We start from the raw sequence: 18,706 nt of genomic DNA on the forward strand, positions 1-18,706 counted from the left end.
ACCGAGGTCTGCATGCGTTTTCTCTCCGATTGGTCGCTGGAAGCGGTCGACCCTGACAGGCTCGTGCTGAATGCTGGCGACCGGAAAGTCGTCGTCTTCGTGTTCGGCGAGACGCTCTTTCGTATCTTCGTTTACCGTCACGACATGCCTCGCCCCACGCGTACCTGGTCGATCGACCCAGACGGTACGCTCGCCTGGGAAGGGCGCGAGCGCCTCTCGGGCGAGGGCTTCACGCCTCCGGCGTGGCGTCTGACGGAGCATGAGGACGGCATCAGTGTGGAGAGCGAGCGTCTGAAGCTCGTCATCGCTCGGCCGTTCAAGCTGAGCTGGTACGCGCTAACCGACGGCGAGTGGACACCGATCGCCGAGGATCGTCCCACCGGCGGCGTGGCAGTGGCGCGGCGCGGTAACGGTGTCGAGCACTATCTGAGACGCTACGACGACGAGCGCTACTACGGGCTCGGCGAGAAGAGCGGCGATCTGGAGCGCTCGGAGCGGCGCTTTGAAATGCGCACTCTCGACGCCATGGGATATCGCGCCGAGACCACTGACCCACTCTATAAGCACGTACCATTCACCATTACCCGGCGCGGTGACGGCCTCGCCTACGGGCTCTTCTACGACAATCTTGCCACTTCGCGGATCGATCTCGGTAACGAACTCGACAACTACCATGCGCCCTACCGCGCGTTTCGTGCCGAGGATGGCGATCTCGATCTCTGGTTTATGCTCGGCGAGCGCGTGCTAGACGTGGTCAAGGAATTTACCCGGCTCACCGGTGGCGTTGCCTTCGGACCGAAGTGGTCTTTCGGTTACTCCGGCTCGACGATGCACTATACCGATGCCCCCAATGCACAGGAGCGACTCGGGGAGTTCATCACGCTTTGCAGAGAACACGATATTCCGTGCGACTCGTTTCAGCTCTCCTCGGGTTACTCCTCTATCGGCGACAAGCGCTACGTATTCACCTGGAACCGCGACAAGGTTCCCGACCCAGCAGCGATGGTGAAAGCGTTTCGCGAGGCGGGCATGCACCTGATCGCCAATATCAAGCCGTGTCTTCTTACCGATCACCCAGCGTACGACGATGCGGCCGAGAGGCGACTCTTTGTCACCGATTCCGACACCGGCGACGCGGAAGTGTCACCGTTCTGGGATGCCAACGGTTCGCACTTGGACTTCACCCGACAGGCGACGGTCGACTGGTGGAAGGGCAACGTGGACGAAAAACTCCTCGCGCTCGGCATCGACAGCACCTGGAACGACAACAACGAGTTCGAGATCGTGGATCGCGAGGCGCGACTCGACGGCTTTGGTGACCCGCTTCCGGCTTCGGTGGCCAAGCCCGTGCTTTCACTGTTGATGGTGAGAGCTTCACAGGAGGCACAGCTCGCGCACGCTCCCTCGCGCCGGCCATTTCTGATTACTCGTTCCGGCGGGCCGGGGCTTCAGCGCTACGCGCAGACCTGGTCCGGTGACAACCGCACCGAATGGCCGACGCTTCGCTACAACCAGCGCATGGGACTCGGACTTGCGCTGAGCGGCATCTCCAACGTCGGCCACGACGTGGGCGGGTTCTCCGGTCCGCGCCCCGACCCCGAGCTCTTCGTGCGTTGGGTACAGAATGGGGTCATGCATCCACGCTTCACCATCCACTCCTGGAACGACGACGGGACGGTCAACGAGCCCTGGATGTACCCCGAGGTGCTCGACGCCGTTCGCGATGCGATCCGCCTGCGCTACCGGCTGCTGCCCTATCTCTACACCGTGGCGTGGCGCGCCCACACTGAACTCGAACCGATGATCCGCCCCACCTTTCTCGATCACGAGGACGATCCAGCGACTTTCGAGGAAAACGACGAGTTCCTGCTTGGCGAGGAGCTTCTGGTGGCGACGGTGGTGGAGCCGGGCGCACGAACGCGGCAACTGCACCTGCCGGACAATGGCTGCGGCTGGTATGCCTTCGAGGGAGGAGCCTGGCTAGCGGGTGGGCGCGAACTCGTCGTCGACGCACCGCTCGAGCATTTGCCGCTATTCGTGCGGGCCGGCGGGATTGTTGCTACCTCCGACCGGCTTGCTCACGTCGACCCGGCACAGGATGACGTACGGGCGCTTCGGATCTATCCGTTCGTGGAAAGCGGGTCGCGCACGGTGCTTCTCTTCGATGACGACGGCGAGAGCACCCTTGGCGAAGGCGGGGGAACGCTCGTTACGCACGTCACGCTCAGTTGCGACGCCAAAGCGATTCGCCTCGACTGGCAGCATGAGGGTGACTACCGACCCGCCTACCAGGGTTTTCGTATAGAGCTTCCCTCCGGCGACCCTCGACCGCTGTACGTCAATGGCTGCAAGGTTGCGCCGGGGGAGAGCTGCCCACTCTGAGGTCTGGTAGTGCGCCGGGAGCTGTCAGTCGTAAGCTGGAAGAACGCCCGGACGTTGTCCGGGCTGGAAGCCTGAAGAACGCGGCTACGCCGCTGGAAGCAACTCAGCTGCGAGATACGGGAAACGAGCCACGAACATCAACCCCGGTTCCGAGCAACTCGTTGCTTGCCGCTCGTATCTCGTGTCCCGCCGCTCGTATGCCTTTCGCTTACACCGCGTCCTTGTCGGTTTCGCCGGTACGGATGCGGATGACTTGTTCGAGCGGCGTGACGAAGATCTTGCCGTCGCCGATCTTGCCGGTATTGGCCACCTGGGTGATGGCGTCGATGACCTGTTCGGTCATGTCGTTGTCCACCGCGACCTCGAGCTTGACCTTGGGCAGAAAGTCGACCACGTATTCGGCACCACGATAGAGCTCGGTGTGGCCCTTCTGGCGGCCGAAGCCCTTGACCTCGGTGACGGTGATGCCCTGGACGCCGATCTCGGAGAGCGATTCACGTACGTCGTCGAGCTTGAACGGCTTGATGATGGCGGTCACCAGTTTCATGGTCTTGTCCTCGCATGGTTCGTGTGCCGACGGCGACGCGCGCCGTCCTTGCTGGCCTCATTGTGACAGAGCATACACCCGCAGCGAATAGAATAAAAAAAGGCCCCCTTGCGGGGGCCAAGTAGGAGCACGCCAGCTCACTCGGGAGGTCGCCTCACTTCTTGGCGACATTGAACTCGGGATAAGCCTCGAGACCGCATTCAGCCAGGTCGACGCCTTCGTATTCCTCTTCCTCGCTGACCCGGATGCCCATCACGGCCTTGAGGATCAGCCAGACGATCAGGCTGGCCACGAACACCCAGACGAAGATACCGAAGATGCCGATGATCTGGGCGCCGAAGCTGGCGTCGCCGTTGGACAGCGGGACCGCCAGCACCCCCCAGATGCCGACCACGCCGTGGGCGGAGATGGCACCGACCGGATCGTCGAGCTTCAGCTTGTCGAGACAGACGATGGAGACGACGACCAGCAGGCCACCGAAGCCACCGATCAGGGTGGCCCCCAGGGCACTGGGCGACAGCGGGTCGGCGGTGATGGACACCAGGCCGGCGATGGCGCCGTTCAATGCCATGGTCAGGTCGGCCTTGCGGAACCAGGCCTTGGCCAGGATCAGGGCGGCGATCACACCGCCAGCGGCAGCCGCGTTAGTGTTGACCAGGACTTGCGCCATGTTGTTGGCGGAGGTCACGTCGGACACCTTCAGCTCGGAGCCGCCGTTGAAGCCGAACCAGCCCAGCCACAGGATGAAGGTACCCAGTGTCGCCAGTGGCATGTTGGCACCCGGGATGGCGTAGATGGCCCCGTCCTTGCCGTACTTGCCCTTGCGGGGGCCGAGCACCAGCACGCCAGCCAGGGCGGCGGAGGCACCAGCCATGTGCACGATGCCGGATCCGGCATAGTCGGAGAAGCCGATTTCGGCCAGCCAGCCGCCGCCCCAGGTCCAGTAGCCGGAAACCGGGTAGATGAAGCCAGTCAGGATCACGGCAAAGATCAGGAAGGCCCACAGTTTCATGCGCTCGGCGACCGCGCCGGAAACGATCGACATGGCGGTGGCCACGAACACGACCTGGAAGAAGAAGTCGGCGCGGGCGGAATAGTAGGGCGCGTCATCACCGCCGGCCATGACCGCATCCACGGAGTTCTCGCCACCCAGCAGGAAGCCCAGGCTGGGCAGGATGCCGCCGGCACTGCTGGAGTACATGAGGTAGTAGCCCACCAATAGGTACATGGTGCAGGCGATGGCGAACAGGGCGATGTTCTTGGTCAGGATCTCGGCGGTGTTCTTGGAGCGGACCAGACCGGCCTCGAGCATCGAGAAACCGGCGGCCATCCACATCACCAGGGCGCCGCAGACCAGGAAGTAGAAAGTATCGAGCGCGTAAGCAAGCTCTGTCATGACGAATGTCTCCGTATCGGGAACAGGCAGGAAGGCGGTCGGCGATCAGACGGCGTCGGCGCCACGCTCGCCGGTGCGGATGCGGATGACGTCTTCCAGCGGGGTCACGAAGACCTTGCCGTCGCCGATCTTGCCGCTGTTGGCGGCATTGCAGATGGCCTCCAGCACGGTATCCAGTCGGTCGTCGTCCACTGCGACCTCGACCTTGACCTTGGGCAGGAAGTCGACGACGTACTCGGCGCCGCGATAGAGCTCTGTGTGACCCTTCTGGCGACCGAAGCCCTTGACCTCGGTGACGGTGATGCCCTGAACGCCGTTGTCGGCGAGCGCCTCGCGGACATCGTCGAGCTTGAAGGGCTTGATGACGGCAGTGATCAGCTTCATCCCGATTCTCCCTTGTTCGGTGAACGCGGCACGTTGCCGCGCGGTGCATCGTTGTCCTGATGAAGCGCGAATCGTGCCAGGTAGCGGGATAATGCTGATTTTTCATGAACCTGTGCCTGGCGTGAGGTGTCGCTGAGCAAGGAAAGTGCAATGCGGGGCCAGCGCATGCACAGGATTGGTGCCTGGGTGGCGGCGCCATGCCCCAGAAGGTGGCAAGCGTAAGGAATGCGGCGAGGAGCCGCCTTGCGTATCCTGTCGGTAGGTTTTCCACAATACGTTCAGGAGAGTCAGCATGGTCAGCCAGGACCGCATCAGCCGCTTGGCCCAGCAGATCGGGGAGCGCCTGCAAGGTGCCTCCCAGGCCCCGGAAGAGGTGCAGAAAGGGGTGCAGCAGGTGGTGAAGGGCGCCTTCGACCGCCTCGAGCTCGTCTCGCGGGAGGATTTCGACATCCTCATGGATGTCCTGCAGCGCACACGCGGTCGGGTCGAAGCCCTCGAGAAACAGGTCGCCGCCCTGGAAGAGGCTCTGGACGCTTCCGCCGCCGTCACCGATGAAGATGCCGAAGAAGTCCGGGAAGCCGAGGTGGGCAGCGACTCCCCCGAGGAAGACGCCGGCGCCGGAGAGACCGGACGGTGAAATACCGGGCGTGCTTCGTGTCACTGGTCTAGCCTGAGAAAGCGAGACAAGGAAGTCTCACCTAGAAGGCACAGTGGCGCGAGGGAACGCCGATGACGCTGGCGATCATTCGCACCCGGGCGGGCCTTGGCCTGGAGGCGCCCGAGGTGCTTGTCGAGGTACACCTGGCCAACGGCTTGCCCGGCATCACGCTGGTCGGGCTGCCTGAAACCGCCGTCAAGGAAAGCCGGGAGAGGGTGCGCAGCGCCCTGGTCAATGCCGGCTTCGAGTTTCCGCTGCGGCGAATCACCCTGAATCTGGCGCCCGCTGATCTTCCCAAGGACGGTGGTCGCTTTGATCTCCCCATCGCACTGGGGCTGCTGGTCGCTTCTGGACAGATTCCGCCCGAGGCTCTGGCCGAGGTGGAGTGCGTGGGCGAACTGGCGTTGGATGGCGGCCTGCGCCCCGCGAGCGGGGTGCTACCGCTGGCCATGGCCACGCGGCAAGCGGGGCGGCGCTTGATCGTGCCGCGTGCCAACGCCGACGAAGCGGCCCTGGCTGGTGATCTGGAGGTCCTGCCCGCCGAACATCTGCTGGAGGTGGTGGCCCATCTTCTCGGGCAGGAACCCATTGCTGCGCATCGGCTACAGGCGCCGCCGCGGTGCGATACTGCCGACCCGGACCTGCGCGAGGTGAGGGGGCAGCACCAGGCGCGTCGTGCCCTGGAGATCGCGGCGGCGGGAGGGCACAACCTGCTGTTTGCCGGCCCGCCCGGCACCGGCAAGACCATGCTGGCCAGTCGTCTGCCCGGCATCCTGCCGCCGCTCGGCGAGGACGAGGCCCTGGAAGTGGCGGCGGTACGTTCGGTCAGTGGATTGCCGCTGGCCGAGCAGTGGGGGCGTCGTCCCTTTCGAACCCCACATCACACTGCGAGTGCCGTAGCCCTGGTCGGCGGCGGCTCACGCCCCAAGCCGGGGGAGATCTCCCTGGCGCATCATGGCGTGTTGTTTCTCGACGAACTGCCGGAGTTCTCGCGGCAGGTTCTGGAAGTGATGCGCGAGCCCATGGAGTCCGGACAGATCCATATTGCCCGCGCCAACCACGAGCGTCGCTACCCGGCGCGCTTCCAGCTAGTGGCGGCAATGAATCCCTGCCCCTGTGGTCATCTCGGCGATCCGCGCCAGGCCTGCCATTGCACGGCCGCCCAGATCCAGCGCTATCAGGCGCGACTGTCGGGCCCCTTGCTGGATCGCATCGACCTGCAGGTGGAAGTGCCGGCCCTGCCGGCGGAACAGTTGACCTCGCGGGAGTCGGGAGAGGATTCGGCGACGGTACGCGAACGGGTCCTGGCGGCGCGTGAGCGCCAATGGTCGAGAGGAGCGCTCAACGCCTACCTGGCGGGCCCCGACCTGGAGGCCGCTTGCGCGCTGGGTGCCGATGACCGCGCCTGGCTCGCCGAAGTGCTGGAGCGACTGCAGCTTTCGGCACGTGCCTTCCATCGCGTGCTCCGGGTGGCCCTGACCCTCGCCGACCTGGCCGGTGCGCCCAAGCCGGGCCGCGACCATCTCATCGAGGCCATTGGGTATCGGCAGCTCGACCGTTTGCTCAAGGGCAGTTGAGAGGGTATTTACAAATTACGGTGCTCGCTCATACGGCGTTGAAATTCGGCTCGAAGTGCTCATTTCGTGCGGCTGTTTATAACGCGGTAGCGTCGAGGGCGCCGTCGATATGGGCTTGCCATAGCGCCTGTTCACTGCCGGGGCGGCGCAGGGTCAGGGTCAAGCGGTAGGGCAGCAGTACGCGGTCGGAGAGTTGCAGGCGTGGCGCCGAGGCGTTCAGGCGACTGTCCAGGCGCCATTGGTTGCGCCCTGCGTCGGCCAGGGCGGGGCGCCAGTCAAGCACCTGGGGACCGTCGTCGAGCCCGAGCAGGGCGCGGGTCAGGCTTTCCATCAGCCGCTCATCGGAGAGGCCCAGGTCGGGGTCGATCTCCGGCATGGCCAGCAGCAGTACCTGGTCGGTGGCGGGTGTGGGCAGGTTCGGTGAGGCGGCCACCTGCTCAGCGGCGCGCTCGCTGAGCCCGAATAGCGCCTGTCGCACGGTCTTGGGGCGTTCCGGGGCGGCGGCGCAGCCGGCGATGACGAACAACAGTACCAGAAGCGCCAGGGTGCGTACGTTCATAAGCAGTGACGCCTTTCGGGAGGCAGGGCCTCGAAACCTTCCTCCAGATCGGCGAGGAAGCGCGCCAGATCCGCGAACAGGGCGCGGCGTATCGATTCGGCTTCGTTGACCAGGTGGTGGCGAGCCTCGGGATGGCGGCATATTTCGGCGTTGGGGAACTTGCGGTCGAGCACGTCGAGGTTCCATTCCCAGTCCACGGTTGAATCCTGTTCGCCTTGAAGGATGAGGGTCGGCACGCGGCTGGGCGGCAAGGCCAGCAGGCGCGGCATCCAGCGACGCATGGCATCGACCCATTCCATGGCCAGCCGGTCCGGCTGCAGTGGGTCGCCTTCACGCAGGAAGGCGGCGAAGTCGCTATCGGTGGAGTTCTCGCGGAAGCGGCGTGGCACCGAGCGCACGAAAGGGCCCACCAGCCGGTGCAACCAGCTGGACTGGGACCAGCCCCAGGGGCGCACCAACGGGGCCAGCAGGGCGAGGCCCTGCCAGTAGCCGTTATCGCCTCGCGTGAGGGCGTCGGTGGCGAGGATCGCCGCTCCAGTGCTCTGGCCGATCCCGACCCAGGGAGGGGCGACCAGCTCGCGCGCTTCGAGCTCATGACGCAGGTCGTTCAGGCAGGCGCCGTATTCGTCGAAGTCGCCGATGGAGGCACGTGGGCCGCTGGAAAGGCCATGACCGGGGAGGTCCCACAGCACCACGCGCCAGTTGCGTTCCAGCAGGCATTCGAGCAGATGGCGATAGAGCCCCAGGTGATCGTAGTAGCCATGCACGACCCAGACCGTGCCAATAGGGTCCCGGGGGGTCCATACCTGGGTCCAGAGCCGGAAGCCGTGAGCATCTACATAGCCCACGTGCAGGTCCATCGTCCCGGCGAGCAATGGGCTCAGGCCATAATGGTCCAGGTAGTGTTTCAGGGCCTGGCTGGCCTGCTCGACCGGTGCCAGGGGGCCGAGTTCCTGTAGGGGAGTGAAGTCGCTCATCGCATCCTCTGCTGTGCCCGCCCATGCTAGCGTCATGGCAGCGATGGGGCCAGACATGATATCGAGGGAAAAGTGGCGGCCGCGTCTCGTCATTTGGTCGATATCGCGGCGGGACGCGCCTTCTCTGGCTTTACATGTGGAATGATTTTCCACAAAATTATTAGCGAGCAGTCACCCTTCGCTGTCCGGCCGCTCGGTGCCAGGGGGCGCCGAACTGCCACGCATAAGGAGAACGACCCATGACCCAACGCATTACTCGCCATCGCCTTCAAGTGGCCGCCGAGCTGGACCGTTTCATCAACGAGCAGGCCCTGCCGGGAACCGGTGTCGATCCCGAAGCCTTCTGGGCCGGCGTGGACGCCCTCTTTCATGATCTGACACCGAAGAACCGCGAATTGCTCGCCGAGCGGGAGCGCCTGCAGGCCGAGCTCGATACCTGGCATCGTGACCAGGCGGGGCCGGTGCGTGACATGGCGGCTTATCGCGCCTTCCTCGAGAAGATCGGTTATCTGGTCGAGGCACCGGCGAATGTCGAGGTCACCACCACCAACGTGGATCGCGAGATCGCCGTGCAGGCTGGGCCGCAGCTGGTGGTGCCGGTCAACAATGCCCGTTATGCCCTGAATGCTGCCAATGCGCGCTGGGGCAGCCTGTATGACGCCCTGTATGGCACCGACGTCATCGCCGATACGCAAGGCGCCGAGCGTGGCGAGAGCTTCAATCCCAAGCGTGCCGAGAAGGTCATCGCCTATGCTCGAGGCGTGCTGGATCGAGCCGCCCCCCTGGCCACCGGCTCTCATGGCGAGGCGGTCAAGTACGCCCTGCGCGACGGCCATCTCGTCGTTACCCTGGAGGGCGGCCGCGAGACCGGCCTCAAGGAACCCGGCAAGCTGGTGGGTTTCCAGGGGGAAGCCGAGGCGCCCGATGCGGTTCTGCTGGCCAATCACGACCTGCATCTGGAGATCCAGATCGATGCCGGCCATCCCATCGGCAAGACCGATCCCGCCGGGGTCAAGGACGTGGTCGTCGAGGCAGCACTGACTTCCATCATGGACTGCGAGGACTCCGTGGCCGCGGTGGACGCCGAAGACAAGGTCGAGGTCTACGCCAATTGGCTGGGCCTGATGAAGGGCGACCTGGAATCCCAGATCGACAAGGGCGGCAAGACCTACACGCGCCGTCTCAACGACGATCGTACCTGGCGCAACCCCGCAGGCGGCGAAGTGACCCTGCCGGGACGCTCATTGCTGTTCGTGCGCAATGTCGGCCATCTCATGACCACGCCGGCGGTACTCGATGCCGAAGGCAATGAACTGCCGGAGGGCATCCTCGATGCCGTCGTCACCAGCCTGATCGCCCTGCACGACCTGGCCAAGGGCGAGGGCGAGCCGCGTAACTCCCGCGAGGGTTCGGTGTACATCGTCAAGCCCAAGATGCATGGCCCGAAGGAAGTCGCCTTCGCCGATACGCTCTTCGAGCGCGTCGAGGACCTGCTGGGCATGACCCGCGACACCCTGAAGATGGGCATCATGGACGAGGAGCGTCGGACCTCGGTGAACCTCAAGGCATGTATTGCCGAGGCCACTTCGCGCGTGGTGTTCATCAATACCGGCTTCCTCGACCGTACCGGCGACGAGATGCACTCCGCCATGGAAGCCGGCCCGATGATCCGCAAGGGTGATATGAAGAACAGTGCCTGGATCGGTGCCTACGAGCGAAGCAACGTCCAGACCGGCCTGGCCTGCGGGCTGCGGGGCCATGCCCAGATCGGCAAGGGCATGTGGGCCATGCCGGATCTGATGGCGGCGATGCTCGAGCAGAAGATCGGCCATCCCAAGGCCGGCGCCAATACTGCCTGGGTGCCATCTCCCACGGCGGCCACCCTGCACGCGCTGCATTATCACCAGGTCAGCGTGGCCGAGGTGCAGCGCGAGCTCGAGACCCAGGGGGTACCCGATTGCCTGGACGAACTGCTGACTGTGCCGGTGGCCGAGCGCCCGGACTGGAGCGACGACGAGATTCAGCAGGAGCTCGACAACAACTGCCAGGGGATCCTCGGCTATGTGGTGCGCTGGGTCGAGCATGGCGTGGGGTGCTCGAAGGTGCCGGACATCCATGACGTCGGCTTGATGGAAGACCGCGCGACCCTGCGGATCTCCAGTCAGCACGTGGCTAACTGGTTGCACCATGGCGTGGTGGACGAGGCCCGGGTGCGGGATACCCTGGAGCGCATGGCCAAGGTCGTCGACGAGCAGAACGCCGGAGATCCGGAGTATACGGCGATGAGCGCCGACTTCTCGGCCTCCCATGCCTTCCAGGCCGCCTCTGATCTGATCTTCAAGGGGCTCGAGCAGCCTGCGGGCTACACCGAGCCGCTGCTGCACCACTGGCGCGCCGTTCACAAGGAAGCTTGATCGGCGGCGGGCGGCGGCCTGCTGGGCTATCTTGGGGCAATGTCCGATCAATAGCCGCAGGGAGAGCCCCATGACCGTGATGACCGCCGCCGCCATCGAGGAGTTTCTCGACGAGGTCTTTCCGCAACGAGCCGGCACCATCGAAGGCGTCGACGAGATGTGTGCCACCATGAGTTTGGCCATCGAGGACGAGCACCTGCGGCCCGGAGCCTGTGTCTCCGGGCCGACCATGATGGGGCTGGCCGATGTCTGCCTCTATGTGGCGATCCTGGCGCAGATCGGCCCGGAGCCGATGGCGGTCACCAGTGATCTGCATTGCCGCTTCCTGCGGCGGGCTCGGGGCGACCGCGATCTCATCGCCAATGCACGACTCGTCAAGCTGGGCAGCCGCCTGGCCGTCGGCGAGGTGCAGCTGTTTTCCGCCGGCGACGACGCGCCGGTGGCACTGGTGACCGCGACCTATGCTCTGCCCGATAGCGACTGAAGCTTTCTGCTTGGCATCATGCGCCCGGGCGAGCCCGTAGCACGACGCCGGCCAGGGCTAGCCATCCCAGGATCAGCAGCAGGCCACCCAGCGGAGTGATCGGCCCGAGCCAGCTCTGGCCGGAGAGTGTCAGGCCGTACAGCGACCCGCAGAACAGCAGCATGCCGCCCGCCCAGAGGGCCAGTACCAGGCGCTGGCCGGGCAGTGGCACGGCCGCGCGCCAGGCCAGCACGCCGAGCATCGCCAGGGTGTGCCAGGCCTGATAGCGTACGCCGGTCTCGAAGGCGGCCATCGCGCGCGGTGTCAGTTCGTTCGCCAGGACGTGGGCGCCGAAGGCGCCGAACACCACCATCAGGGCGCCGGACAGCGCCGTCATCAACCACCAGGGTCGGTCGTGCATCGTGGATCCTCCATCGGTGACGCGCTTACCGTACCCGCCGCGCGACTGAGGCGCTACAATAGTGCCCCGCGAAAGCCACCGACGAGATGCAAGAGGGTGCCATGCAGATTCATCTCAATGGCGAAGCAAAACATCTGGACAGCGAGATTTCGGTCGCGCAACTGGTCGAGACCCTCGGCCTGACCGGCCGGCGCATCGCCGTGGAGGTCAACGAGGAGATCGTGCCGAAGAGCGTCCATGGTGATACGTGCCTGGCCGATGGGGATCGGGTGGAGATTGTTCATGCGATCGGCGGCGGCTAGGCCTGTCGGGGAAGTGCCTGCGCTCGGTTAATACGGCGTTAAAAATTGTCTCCCCTTCGCTCGCCATACAAATCAGCGCTTTTCCCTGAGCCATAGTTTCCCTGAGCCATAGCTTCCCTGAGCCATAGCTTCCCTGAGCCATAGTTTTCCTTGAGCCATAGGAGAAATACACGCATGACCGATTCCATTCAGGATGCGCCGCTGCGGGTCGCCGGCCGTGAATTCAGTTCGCGGTTGCTGGTGGGTACCGGCAAGTATCGCGATTTCGATGAGGCCGGCGCGGCGATCGCTGCCAGCGGGGCTGAGGTGGTGACCTTCGCGGTCCGGCGCACTAACCTGGGGCAGGATGCGTCGGCGCCCAATCTGCTCGATGTGGTGTCCCCGGAGCGTTATACCCTGCTGCCCAATACCGCCGGCTGTTTCACCGCCAAGGACGCGGTGCGTACCTGCCGTCTGGCTCGGGAGCTGCTGGATGGCCACAACCTGGTCAAGCTCGAGGTGCTGGGTGACGAGTCGACCCTCTATCCCAATGTCGTGGAGACCCTGTCCGCCGCCGAGACGCTGGTCAACGACGGCTTCGATGTCATGGTGTACACCAGCGACGACCCCATCGTCGCCCGTGAACTCGAGCGCCTGGGCTGCTGTGCGGTGATGCCGCTCGGTTCGCTGATCGGCTCCGGCCATGGCATCCAGAACCCTTACAACACTCGCCTGATCATCGAACAGGCCAGCGTGCCGGTCCTGATCGACGCCGGCATCGGCACTGCCTCCGAGGCTGCTCAGGCCATGGAGCTGGGCTGTGACGGTGTGCTGATGAATTCCGCCATTGCCCATGCCCGGCAGCCGGTGCTGATGGCCAGTGCCATGCGACAGGCGGTGAGCGCCGGGCGCGAGGCCTTCCTGGCCGGCCGCATGCCGCGTCGCCAGGAGGCCGAGGCGTCTTCGCCGATGAGTGGCCGCATCAACGCCTGACCGCTGCCGCTTGCCCGTGCCGGCGTTGCCGGAGGGGTTTTCCGATAACGTTTTTCGACCCAGTGACCCGATAGTGAACCGCGCATGAACGAACCCGATACCACCGGTCCCGAGAGCCCGGACGCCCCGCTGCATCGTCGCGGCATCAAGAGTTATGTGCTGCGTGCCGGTCGTATGACCGTTGCCCAGACCCGCGGCCTCGAGGAGGTCTGGCCACGCCTGGGCATGACGCTCGATGCGGGGCGCCAGGATCTGGATGCCTTGTTCGGGCGCCGGGCGCCGCGTGTGGTGGAGGTCGGTTTCGGCATGGGCGCGTCGCTGATCGAACAGGCCGAATCGCATCCCGACACCGACTTCATCGGTATTGAGGTGCATGCCCCCGGTGTCGGCAAGTTGCTCGACGAGGCCGACAAGCGCGGCCTCACCAATCTGCGGGTCTATCGCGAGGATGCCCTGGCGGTGCTCGAACGCTGCTTGCCCGAGTCCAGCCTGGACACCGTCCAGCTCTTCTTTCCCGACCCTTGGCCGAAGAAGAAGCACCACAAGCGGCGCATCGTCCAACCGGCCTTCGTCGAGCTGGTGCGCACCCGCCTCAAGCCGGGCGGTACCCTGCACATGGCCACCGACTGGGAAGCCTACGCGGAGTGGATGGCCGAGGTGATGGCGGAGGCGCCAGGCTATGCCAATACCGCTGATGCGGACACCGCGCCCTATGTGCCGCGCCCTGCTTATCGGCCGCTCACCAAGTTCGAGGCCCGCGGGGAGCGCTTGGGACATGGTGTCTGGGATCTGATTCACTGTCGCGACGACGGCTGACGCCACTGCGGTCGAGGGTCGATGCCGGGGCGGTAGGCCGAATGGCAGGCCGCCCGCTCCGGCGACCGGCCGGGCTCGCCGTGTCGCCATGTCCTCCCGCGCCACGCCCCCGCTGGCGGCCGGCATACAGGGCAGCGCTGGCGCCGATGAGCCCGAGCAGCATGCCGGCGGCCCCCTGCGTGCCCGGAAGCTCGCCAAACATCAGCGCCGTCCAGGCGAGCGTCACTGCTGGTGTCAGCGCGATCAAGCCAGCACTGTGTCCCACGCCGAAGCGCCGCAGGCTCTCCACGAAGAAACCGTAACCGCCGAAGGTGGCTAGTACGATCAGCCAGGCCAGGGCCGTCAGGGTGTCCAGGCTCGGTGCCGGTGGCGCCAGGGAGCTGCCCATGCCCAGGGCGGCGAGGAAGAAGACGCCGGTGGCGGCCGTCAGTTGCGCCGTCAGGCGAGCTTCCAGCGGTAGCGCCACCGGTTGCCGCGCCGTGAGAGCGCTGCCCAGGGTCACGCAGGCCACGGCCAGCAACGGCATGCCGTAAGCCCAGAGCGGTGCGCCGCCGACGCCTTGCAGGTCATCCATCACGCTCAGTGCGGCGCCCAGGGTCGCCACCGTCATACCCAGCCACTGCAAGGGGCGAGTGTGTTCGCCGAGCCAGCTACTGGCCAAGGTGATGGCGGCCAGTGGTTGCAGGGCGCCGATCAATGCCGCCACCTCGGCGCTGACGCCCGCCTTGACCGCCAGCAGCATGGTCAGCAAGTAACCACCCACGGTCAGGCTGCCGACCAGTGCCTCGTGCGCCAGTGCCCGGCGATTCAGACCGCGCTCGGTGCGCCGGCGGGATCGCCACCACCACCAGCCCCCCGCCAGCAGCGTGGCCAGGGCGAAGCGCCAGGCATAGAGCGCCAGGACCGGCGTGTCGATGGCGACCGCCAGCCGGCTGCCCACGAAGCCACTGCTCCAGCACACCACGAAACCGACGGCCACGGCCAGGCCGCCCAGGCCCGGTGAAAAGCGTGATGGCGCGATATGTCGAAGTCGATGTGTGGTGCCCGTCATGATACCTCCGGACTTGGCGCCTGGGGTGGTTGATCTGGATAGCTGATCTGGATAGCTGGCCTGAATCTCTGGTCTGGATAGACTGACGGGTCTAAAGTGTTTCGTGAATCGAAACTTATTGGACCGAGCATTCAATATGGCTGAAGTCTTGTCGGACTCACTGGATCTCGAGGCGCTGCGCAGCTTTGTGACGGTCGCACGGTTGGGCACCCTGGCGGCGGCGGCCGAGCAACGCCATCGCACCGTCAGTGCGCTGAGCATGCAGATCAAGCGGCTGGAGGCGCGGCTGGATACCACGCTGCTGATCCGCGGTGCGCGGGGCGTCACACCGACGCCCAATGGCGAGGCCTTGCTGGGCGAAGCGCGGGAACTGCTGCGCCGACACGATGGCCTGGTCGCGAGGATCAGTGGGCGTGGGCTGAGCGGGCAGGTGCGTTTCGGCATGCCGGAAGATTACGCCAGTCGCCTGGTTGGACGCCTGCTGCCGGATTTCCTGGCACGGCATCCGGACGTGGTGCTGGAGGCGGTCACGGCGCCCAGTGGCGAACTGGCGCGTCGTCTCGAGCGGGGCGAGCTGTCACTGATCGTGGCCCTCGATCGGCCCCATCGGCTCAGTGGCGGCGAGCCGCTATGGCGCTCCACGCCGGTCTGGGCCGGGGCACGGGAACTCGTGTTGACGGCCGATCAACCCCTGCCGTTGGCGCTCCACCCCGAGGATTGTCCCTATCGGCAGCTGGGGGTCGAGGCGCTGGGGGCGATAGATCGTCCCTGGCACGCGGTCTTCACCAGCACCAGTATCCACGCGGTGGAAACCGCGGTGGAGTCGGGCCTGGCGGTGAGCATCCTCGAGCGTGATCGTCTGACGCCAGCCATGCGGGAACTGGGCGAAGCGGAAGGCCTGCCGGTGCTGCGAGGCTGCGAGGCGCAGCTTCACTACGGGCGTCAGGTTTCCGCTACGTCCTGGCCGGCGGTGGAGGCGTTGGGCGAGTTGGTCAAGCGGCAGCTTGGGCAGCGGGAATGAAGCGTATCGGCAGCGGATGCGAATGAAAGAAGCGGGGTAAAAAAAGAAAGCCGCCCTGGGCGGGGCGGCAAAAGACCGTGACTAGCAATGAGGAGGAGAAACCTGGGCAAGAGACTGGCAAGAACCTTGACCAGGCATGGCGCCTCATCAACGCCATGTTTGTAGAGTAAATCATTCTCATTTGATCCGTCAACGCAAACGAGAATTTTTTTTATTACGTTTCGGAGACGAGCCCTATCAGCCGACCAGGCGTAGCCAAAGGGGCAGCGAGGCCATGGCGATCAGGGTCTGGCCGGTGATCAGCGCGGCCATCAGTTCGGCATCGCCACCGAGCTGACGGGCCAGGATGTAAGCGGAAGTGGCGGTGGGCAGGGCGGCGAACAACAGGGCGATATCTCGACTGACCGGATCCAGGCGCAGGACCAGGGCGAAGCCGAGTACCAAGGTCGGCATCAGGACCAGCTTGGCCAGGTTGGCGGCCCAGACGCCGAGGTCGAGTCGTAGCAGTGCTCGTGGTCGCAGGGCAACGCCGACTGCCACCAGGCCGAGCGGCAGGGCGGCCCGACCGAGCAGTTCCACAGCAGGAGCACTCCACCCCGGCAGCCCGATGCCGCTGAGATTCAGGACGATACCCAGCAGGCAAGCCAGGATCAGGGGATTGCGCGCCAGGGCGGCGAGGCTCGCGCGCATGCCGCCGGTGCCGAGCGTGCCGGCGGCGATGAAGCTGGCGACGCACAGGACGTTTACGACCGGTACCATCAGGGCTACGGCCACCGCTGCGACGGTGGCACCGGCTTCGCCATGCAAGGCGGCGGCACCGGCCACGCCGACATAGGTATTGAAGCGCAGGGCGCCCTGGAATACTGAGGTGAAGGCCGGCGCCGTCAGACCCAACCGGCGGTTCGCGATCCACAGTACCGCGCCGAGCAAGCTCATGGCACCGAGCAGGACCAGGGCCATGCGGCCTACCGGCACTTGCTGGATATCGGCGCTGGCCAGGGTCGAGACCAGCATGGCGGGGAACAGCAGGAAATAGATCAGCTGTTCCATCCGTGGCCAGAAATCTCCCCCCGGCTGGTCGAGACGGCCGAGCAAGGCGCCCAGCAGGATCAACAGAAAGAGAGGGCCCAGAGCTCCCGCCACGCCTTCCATGACATCTCCTCGTTGGTTCGGGCCCGCGAAAGCCCAGGATGCGTTGGGAAATGGCTTGGATTCGCCTCTTCCAAGGGACTGTCCCAAGGGGCTATCTTGCCATCATCGGCGGCGTGACTTCATCGCCAAGTTCGAGCGATCGTGATGCGGGTGTGGCGTCGAGTCCGATAAGGAGCAGGTCATGATGACACGGCGTTGGCGATATTTGGCGGTAGTGGGAGTTGTGCTGTTGGTGGCGATCGCCCTGCTGGCCCATCAGTGGTGGCAGGGAGAGGGCGAGGAGAGGCTGGAGGGCGGCCCCATTGCACTGCCATCGACCCATGGGGAGTTCGCGCTCTCCCAACTGGACGAGGACCAGCTCGCGGTGATCTTCTTCGGCTATACCTGGTGCCCGGATGTCTGTCCCATGAGCCTGGCGGTGGTGCGTCAGGCGCGCCAGCGGCTTCCCGCCGAGCATCGTGATCGAGTGGTGCCGGTGATGATTTCCGTCGATCCCGAGCGCGATACCCTGGCACGACTCGAGGCGTATCTCGCCTCCTTCGGCGAGGACTTCATCGGGGCGACCGGCAGTGTAGAGCAGCTTGAGGAGATCGCCGAGCGGTATGGCGTGGTGTGGCGCAAGGTAGAAGCGCCGGACTCGGCTGTGGACTATACCGTCGACCACACCGCCTCGCTCTATCTGGTGGACCGGCATGGCGAGATTCGGCGGCGTGTACTGCACTCGCCAACATCGGCTCCACTCGAGGCAGCGCTGGACGAGGCGCTTGATGCCATGTAAGCGGTATTTTTGGCTCTGAATGACAAACGGCCGGCTCATGGAGCCGGCCGTGTGCGAGACATAATGCCGAAGCGTTACTCTGAAGTGTCGTCGCTTCCAGTATCGGCGTTATCGGCCGCGTCGGCGGGCGTGACGTCGAGCAGCTCGACCTTGAAGATCAGGGTCTCGTGGGGGCCGATCGGGCCTTGCCCCTGGGCGCCGTAGGCCAGCTCGGAGGGAATCGCGATTTCCCAGGTGTCGCCCACGCTCATCAGCTGCAGGGCTTCCTGCCAGCCGTCGATGACCTGGCCGACACGGAAGCTTACTGGCTCGCCGCGTTCGTAGGAGCTGTCGAAGACGGTGCCATCGATCAGCTTGCCTTCATAGTTGACCTTGACGGTGTCTTCAGCATTCGGCGTGGCGCCGTCGCCGGATTCCAGCTCACGATACTGCAGGCCCGAGTCGGTGACCGTGACGCCGTCCTTTTCTGCGTTTTCCTCGAGGTAGGCCTCGCCTTCGGCCTTGTTGTCCTCGGCACGCTTCTCGGCCTCGGCGGCGCGCTTCTCCTGGGCCTGCTGCTGGAACTGGGCCAGGGTGTCGGCCATTTCCTGGTCGGTCATGGCCAGCTCGTCATCGGCGTAGACGTCGCGGATGGCCTGGGTGAAAGCGTCGATGTCGAGATCGGAGACATCCTGCTGGATGCTCTGCCCCAAGGTCACGCCAAGGCTGTAGCCCAGTCGTTCCTGATCGGATTCGGGAGCGGCCAGTGCCAAGGGAGCGGCAGTCAACAGGGCCGCCAGTGACGCGGAAGTCAGCAGTGTCTTCATGAAAAAGCCTTGTGGTCCGGCGCCTTGGCG

The 18,706-nt window shown here is 65.0% G+C and carries 19 protein-coding genes; 10 read left to right on the forward strand and 9 right to left on the reverse strand.

The features are described 5' to 3' along the window. The first annotated feature begins 12 nt into the window (after positions 1-12). Entirely contained in the window at positions 13-2,382 is a 2,370-nt protein-coding gene (locus tag FZZ93_RS12765) for a glycoside hydrolase family 31 protein (RefSeq protein ID WP_149322702.1), read from the forward strand. Positions 2,383-2,590: 208 nt separating this feature from the next. Here FZZ93_RS12765 and glnK read toward each other — a convergent pair whose 3' ends face one another. From glnK to FZZ93_RS12780, 3 genes are all read right to left on the reverse strand, one after another. Further along, the gene (gene glnK, locus FZZ93_RS12770; RefSeq protein ID WP_013330856.1) at positions 2,591-2,929 is read right to left on the reverse strand and encodes a P-II family nitrogen regulator; all 339 of its coding nucleotides are present in this window, start codon (positions 2,927-2,929) and stop codon (positions 2,591-2,593) included. 154 nt (positions 2,930-3,083) lie between these two features. Next, positions 3,084-4,325, reverse strand: a complete 1,242-nt coding sequence (locus tag FZZ93_RS12775; RefSeq protein WP_149322703.1) for an ammonium transporter — start codon at positions 4,323-4,325, stop codon at positions 3,084-3,086. A 45-nt stretch (positions 4,326-4,370) separates the two neighbouring features. Continuing rightward, entirely contained in the window at positions 4,371-4,709 is a 339-nt protein-coding gene (locus FZZ93_RS12780; RefSeq protein ID WP_149322704.1) for a P-II family nitrogen regulator, read from the reverse strand. Positions 4,710-5,001: 292 nt separating this feature from the next. Between FZZ93_RS12780 and FZZ93_RS12785 the strand changes: the two genes are divergently transcribed. Next, positions 5,002-5,346, forward strand: a complete 345-nt coding sequence (locus FZZ93_RS12785; RefSeq protein WP_149322705.1) for an accessory factor UbiK family protein — start codon at positions 5,002-5,004, stop codon at positions 5,344-5,346. A 92-nt stretch (positions 5,347-5,438) separates the two neighbouring features. After that, entirely contained in the window at positions 5,439-6,944 is a 1,506-nt protein-coding gene (locus tag FZZ93_RS12790) for a YifB family Mg chelatase-like AAA ATPase (RefSeq protein WP_149322706.1), read from the forward strand. Between the two features lie 76 nt (positions 6,945-7,020). Here FZZ93_RS12790 and FZZ93_RS12795 read toward each other — a convergent pair whose 3' ends face one another. Both FZZ93_RS12795 and FZZ93_RS12800 read right to left on the reverse strand, forming a co-directional pair. After that, the gene (locus tag FZZ93_RS12795; RefSeq protein ID WP_149322707.1) at positions 7,021-7,503 is read right to left on the reverse strand and encodes a hypothetical protein; all 483 of its coding nucleotides are present in this window, start codon (positions 7,501-7,503) and stop codon (positions 7,021-7,023) included. Further along, a complete protein-coding gene (locus tag FZZ93_RS12800; RefSeq protein ID WP_149322708.1) occupies positions 7,500-8,480 on the reverse strand; it encodes an alpha/beta hydrolase in 981 nt (326 codons plus the stop codon). The genes FZZ93_RS12795 and FZZ93_RS12800 overlap by 4 nt, the downstream gene beginning before the upstream one ends. Before the next feature lie 239 nt (positions 8,481-8,719). Between FZZ93_RS12800 and FZZ93_RS12805 the strand changes: the two genes are divergently transcribed. Next, positions 8,720-10,894, forward strand: a complete 2,175-nt coding sequence (locus tag FZZ93_RS12805) for a malate synthase G (protein WP_149322709.1) — start codon at positions 8,720-8,722, stop codon at positions 10,892-10,894. Between the two features lie 70 nt (positions 10,895-10,964). After that, positions 10,965-11,378: a PaaI family thioesterase gene (locus FZZ93_RS12810; RefSeq protein WP_013334041.1), complete on the forward strand. Its 414-nt coding sequence runs from the start codon at positions 10,965-10,967 to the stop codon at positions 11,376-11,378. A 16-nt stretch (positions 11,379-11,394) separates the two neighbouring features. Here the strand turns inward: FZZ93_RS12810 and FZZ93_RS12815 are convergent, their stop codons facing one another. Then, complete coding sequence (locus tag FZZ93_RS12815; RefSeq protein ID WP_149322710.1) at positions 11,395-11,778, reverse strand: DUF423 domain-containing protein; 384 nt, start codon at positions 11,776-11,778, stop codon at positions 11,395-11,397. Positions 11,779-11,879: 101 nt separating this feature from the next. On the opposite strand from FZZ93_RS12815, the gene thiS reads away from it, so the two are divergent. The 3 genes from thiS (at position 11,880) to trmB (ending at position 13,868) form a co-directional block, all read left to right on the forward strand. After that, the gene (thiS, locus tag FZZ93_RS12820; protein ID WP_149322711.1) at positions 11,880-12,080 is read left to right on the forward strand and encodes a sulfur carrier protein ThiS; all 201 of its coding nucleotides are present in this window, start codon (positions 11,880-11,882) and stop codon (positions 12,078-12,080) included. 174 nt (positions 12,081-12,254) lie between these two features. Further along, a complete protein-coding gene (locus tag FZZ93_RS12825) occupies positions 12,255-13,052 on the forward strand; it encodes a thiazole synthase (protein ID WP_149322712.1) in 798 nt (265 codons plus the stop codon). Positions 13,053-13,136: 84 nt separating this feature from the next. Further along, entirely contained in the window at positions 13,137-13,868 is a 732-nt protein-coding gene (trmB, locus tag FZZ93_RS12830; protein WP_149322713.1) for a tRNA (guanosine(46)-N7)-methyltransferase TrmB, read from the forward strand. Here the strand turns inward: trmB and FZZ93_RS12835 are convergent. Next, positions 13,792-14,919 carry a DMT family transporter gene (locus FZZ93_RS12835; RefSeq protein ID WP_149322714.1) on the reverse strand — a complete coding sequence of 376 codons (1,128 nt, stop codon included), beginning with the start codon at positions 14,917-14,919 and terminating at the stop codon, positions 13,792-13,794. The genes trmB and FZZ93_RS12835 overlap by 77 nt on opposite strands. 136 nt (positions 14,920-15,055) lie before the next feature. On the opposite strand from FZZ93_RS12835, the gene FZZ93_RS12840 reads away from it, so the two are divergent. Next, positions 15,056-15,940 (forward strand): LysR substrate-binding domain-containing protein, encoded by an 885-nt coding sequence (locus FZZ93_RS12840; RefSeq protein WP_149322715.1) that lies wholly within the window; start codon positions 15,056-15,058, stop codon positions 15,938-15,940. A gap of 237 nt (positions 15,941-16,177) precedes the next feature. Here FZZ93_RS12840 and FZZ93_RS12845 read toward each other — a convergent pair whose 3' ends face one another. After that, on the reverse strand, positions 16,178-17,092 hold the full coding sequence (locus FZZ93_RS12845) for an AEC family transporter (RefSeq protein ID WP_149322716.1): 915 nt from the start codon (positions 17,090-17,092) through the stop codon (positions 16,178-16,180). A 181-nt stretch (positions 17,093-17,273) separates the two neighbouring features. Between FZZ93_RS12845 and FZZ93_RS12850 the strand changes: the two genes are divergently transcribed. Continuing rightward, on the forward strand, positions 17,274-17,870 hold the full coding sequence (locus FZZ93_RS12850; protein WP_149322717.1) for an SCO family protein: 597 nt from the start codon (positions 17,274-17,276) through the stop codon (positions 17,868-17,870). Between the two features lie 74 nt (positions 17,871-17,944). Here the strand turns inward: FZZ93_RS12850 and bamJ are convergent, their stop codons facing one another. Then, positions 17,945-18,676: a BamJ family beta-barrel-assembly machinery protein gene (bamJ, locus tag FZZ93_RS12855; protein WP_149322718.1), complete on the reverse strand. Its 732-nt coding sequence runs from the start codon at positions 18,674-18,676 to the stop codon at positions 17,945-17,947. Positions 18,677-18,706 lie beyond the last annotated feature (30 nt).

The sequence above is a fragment of the Halomonas eurihalina genome (assembly GCF_008274785.1).
Taxonomy (GTDB): Bacteria; Pseudomonadota; Gammaproteobacteria; order Pseudomonadales; family Halomonadaceae; genus Halomonas; species Halomonas eurihalina.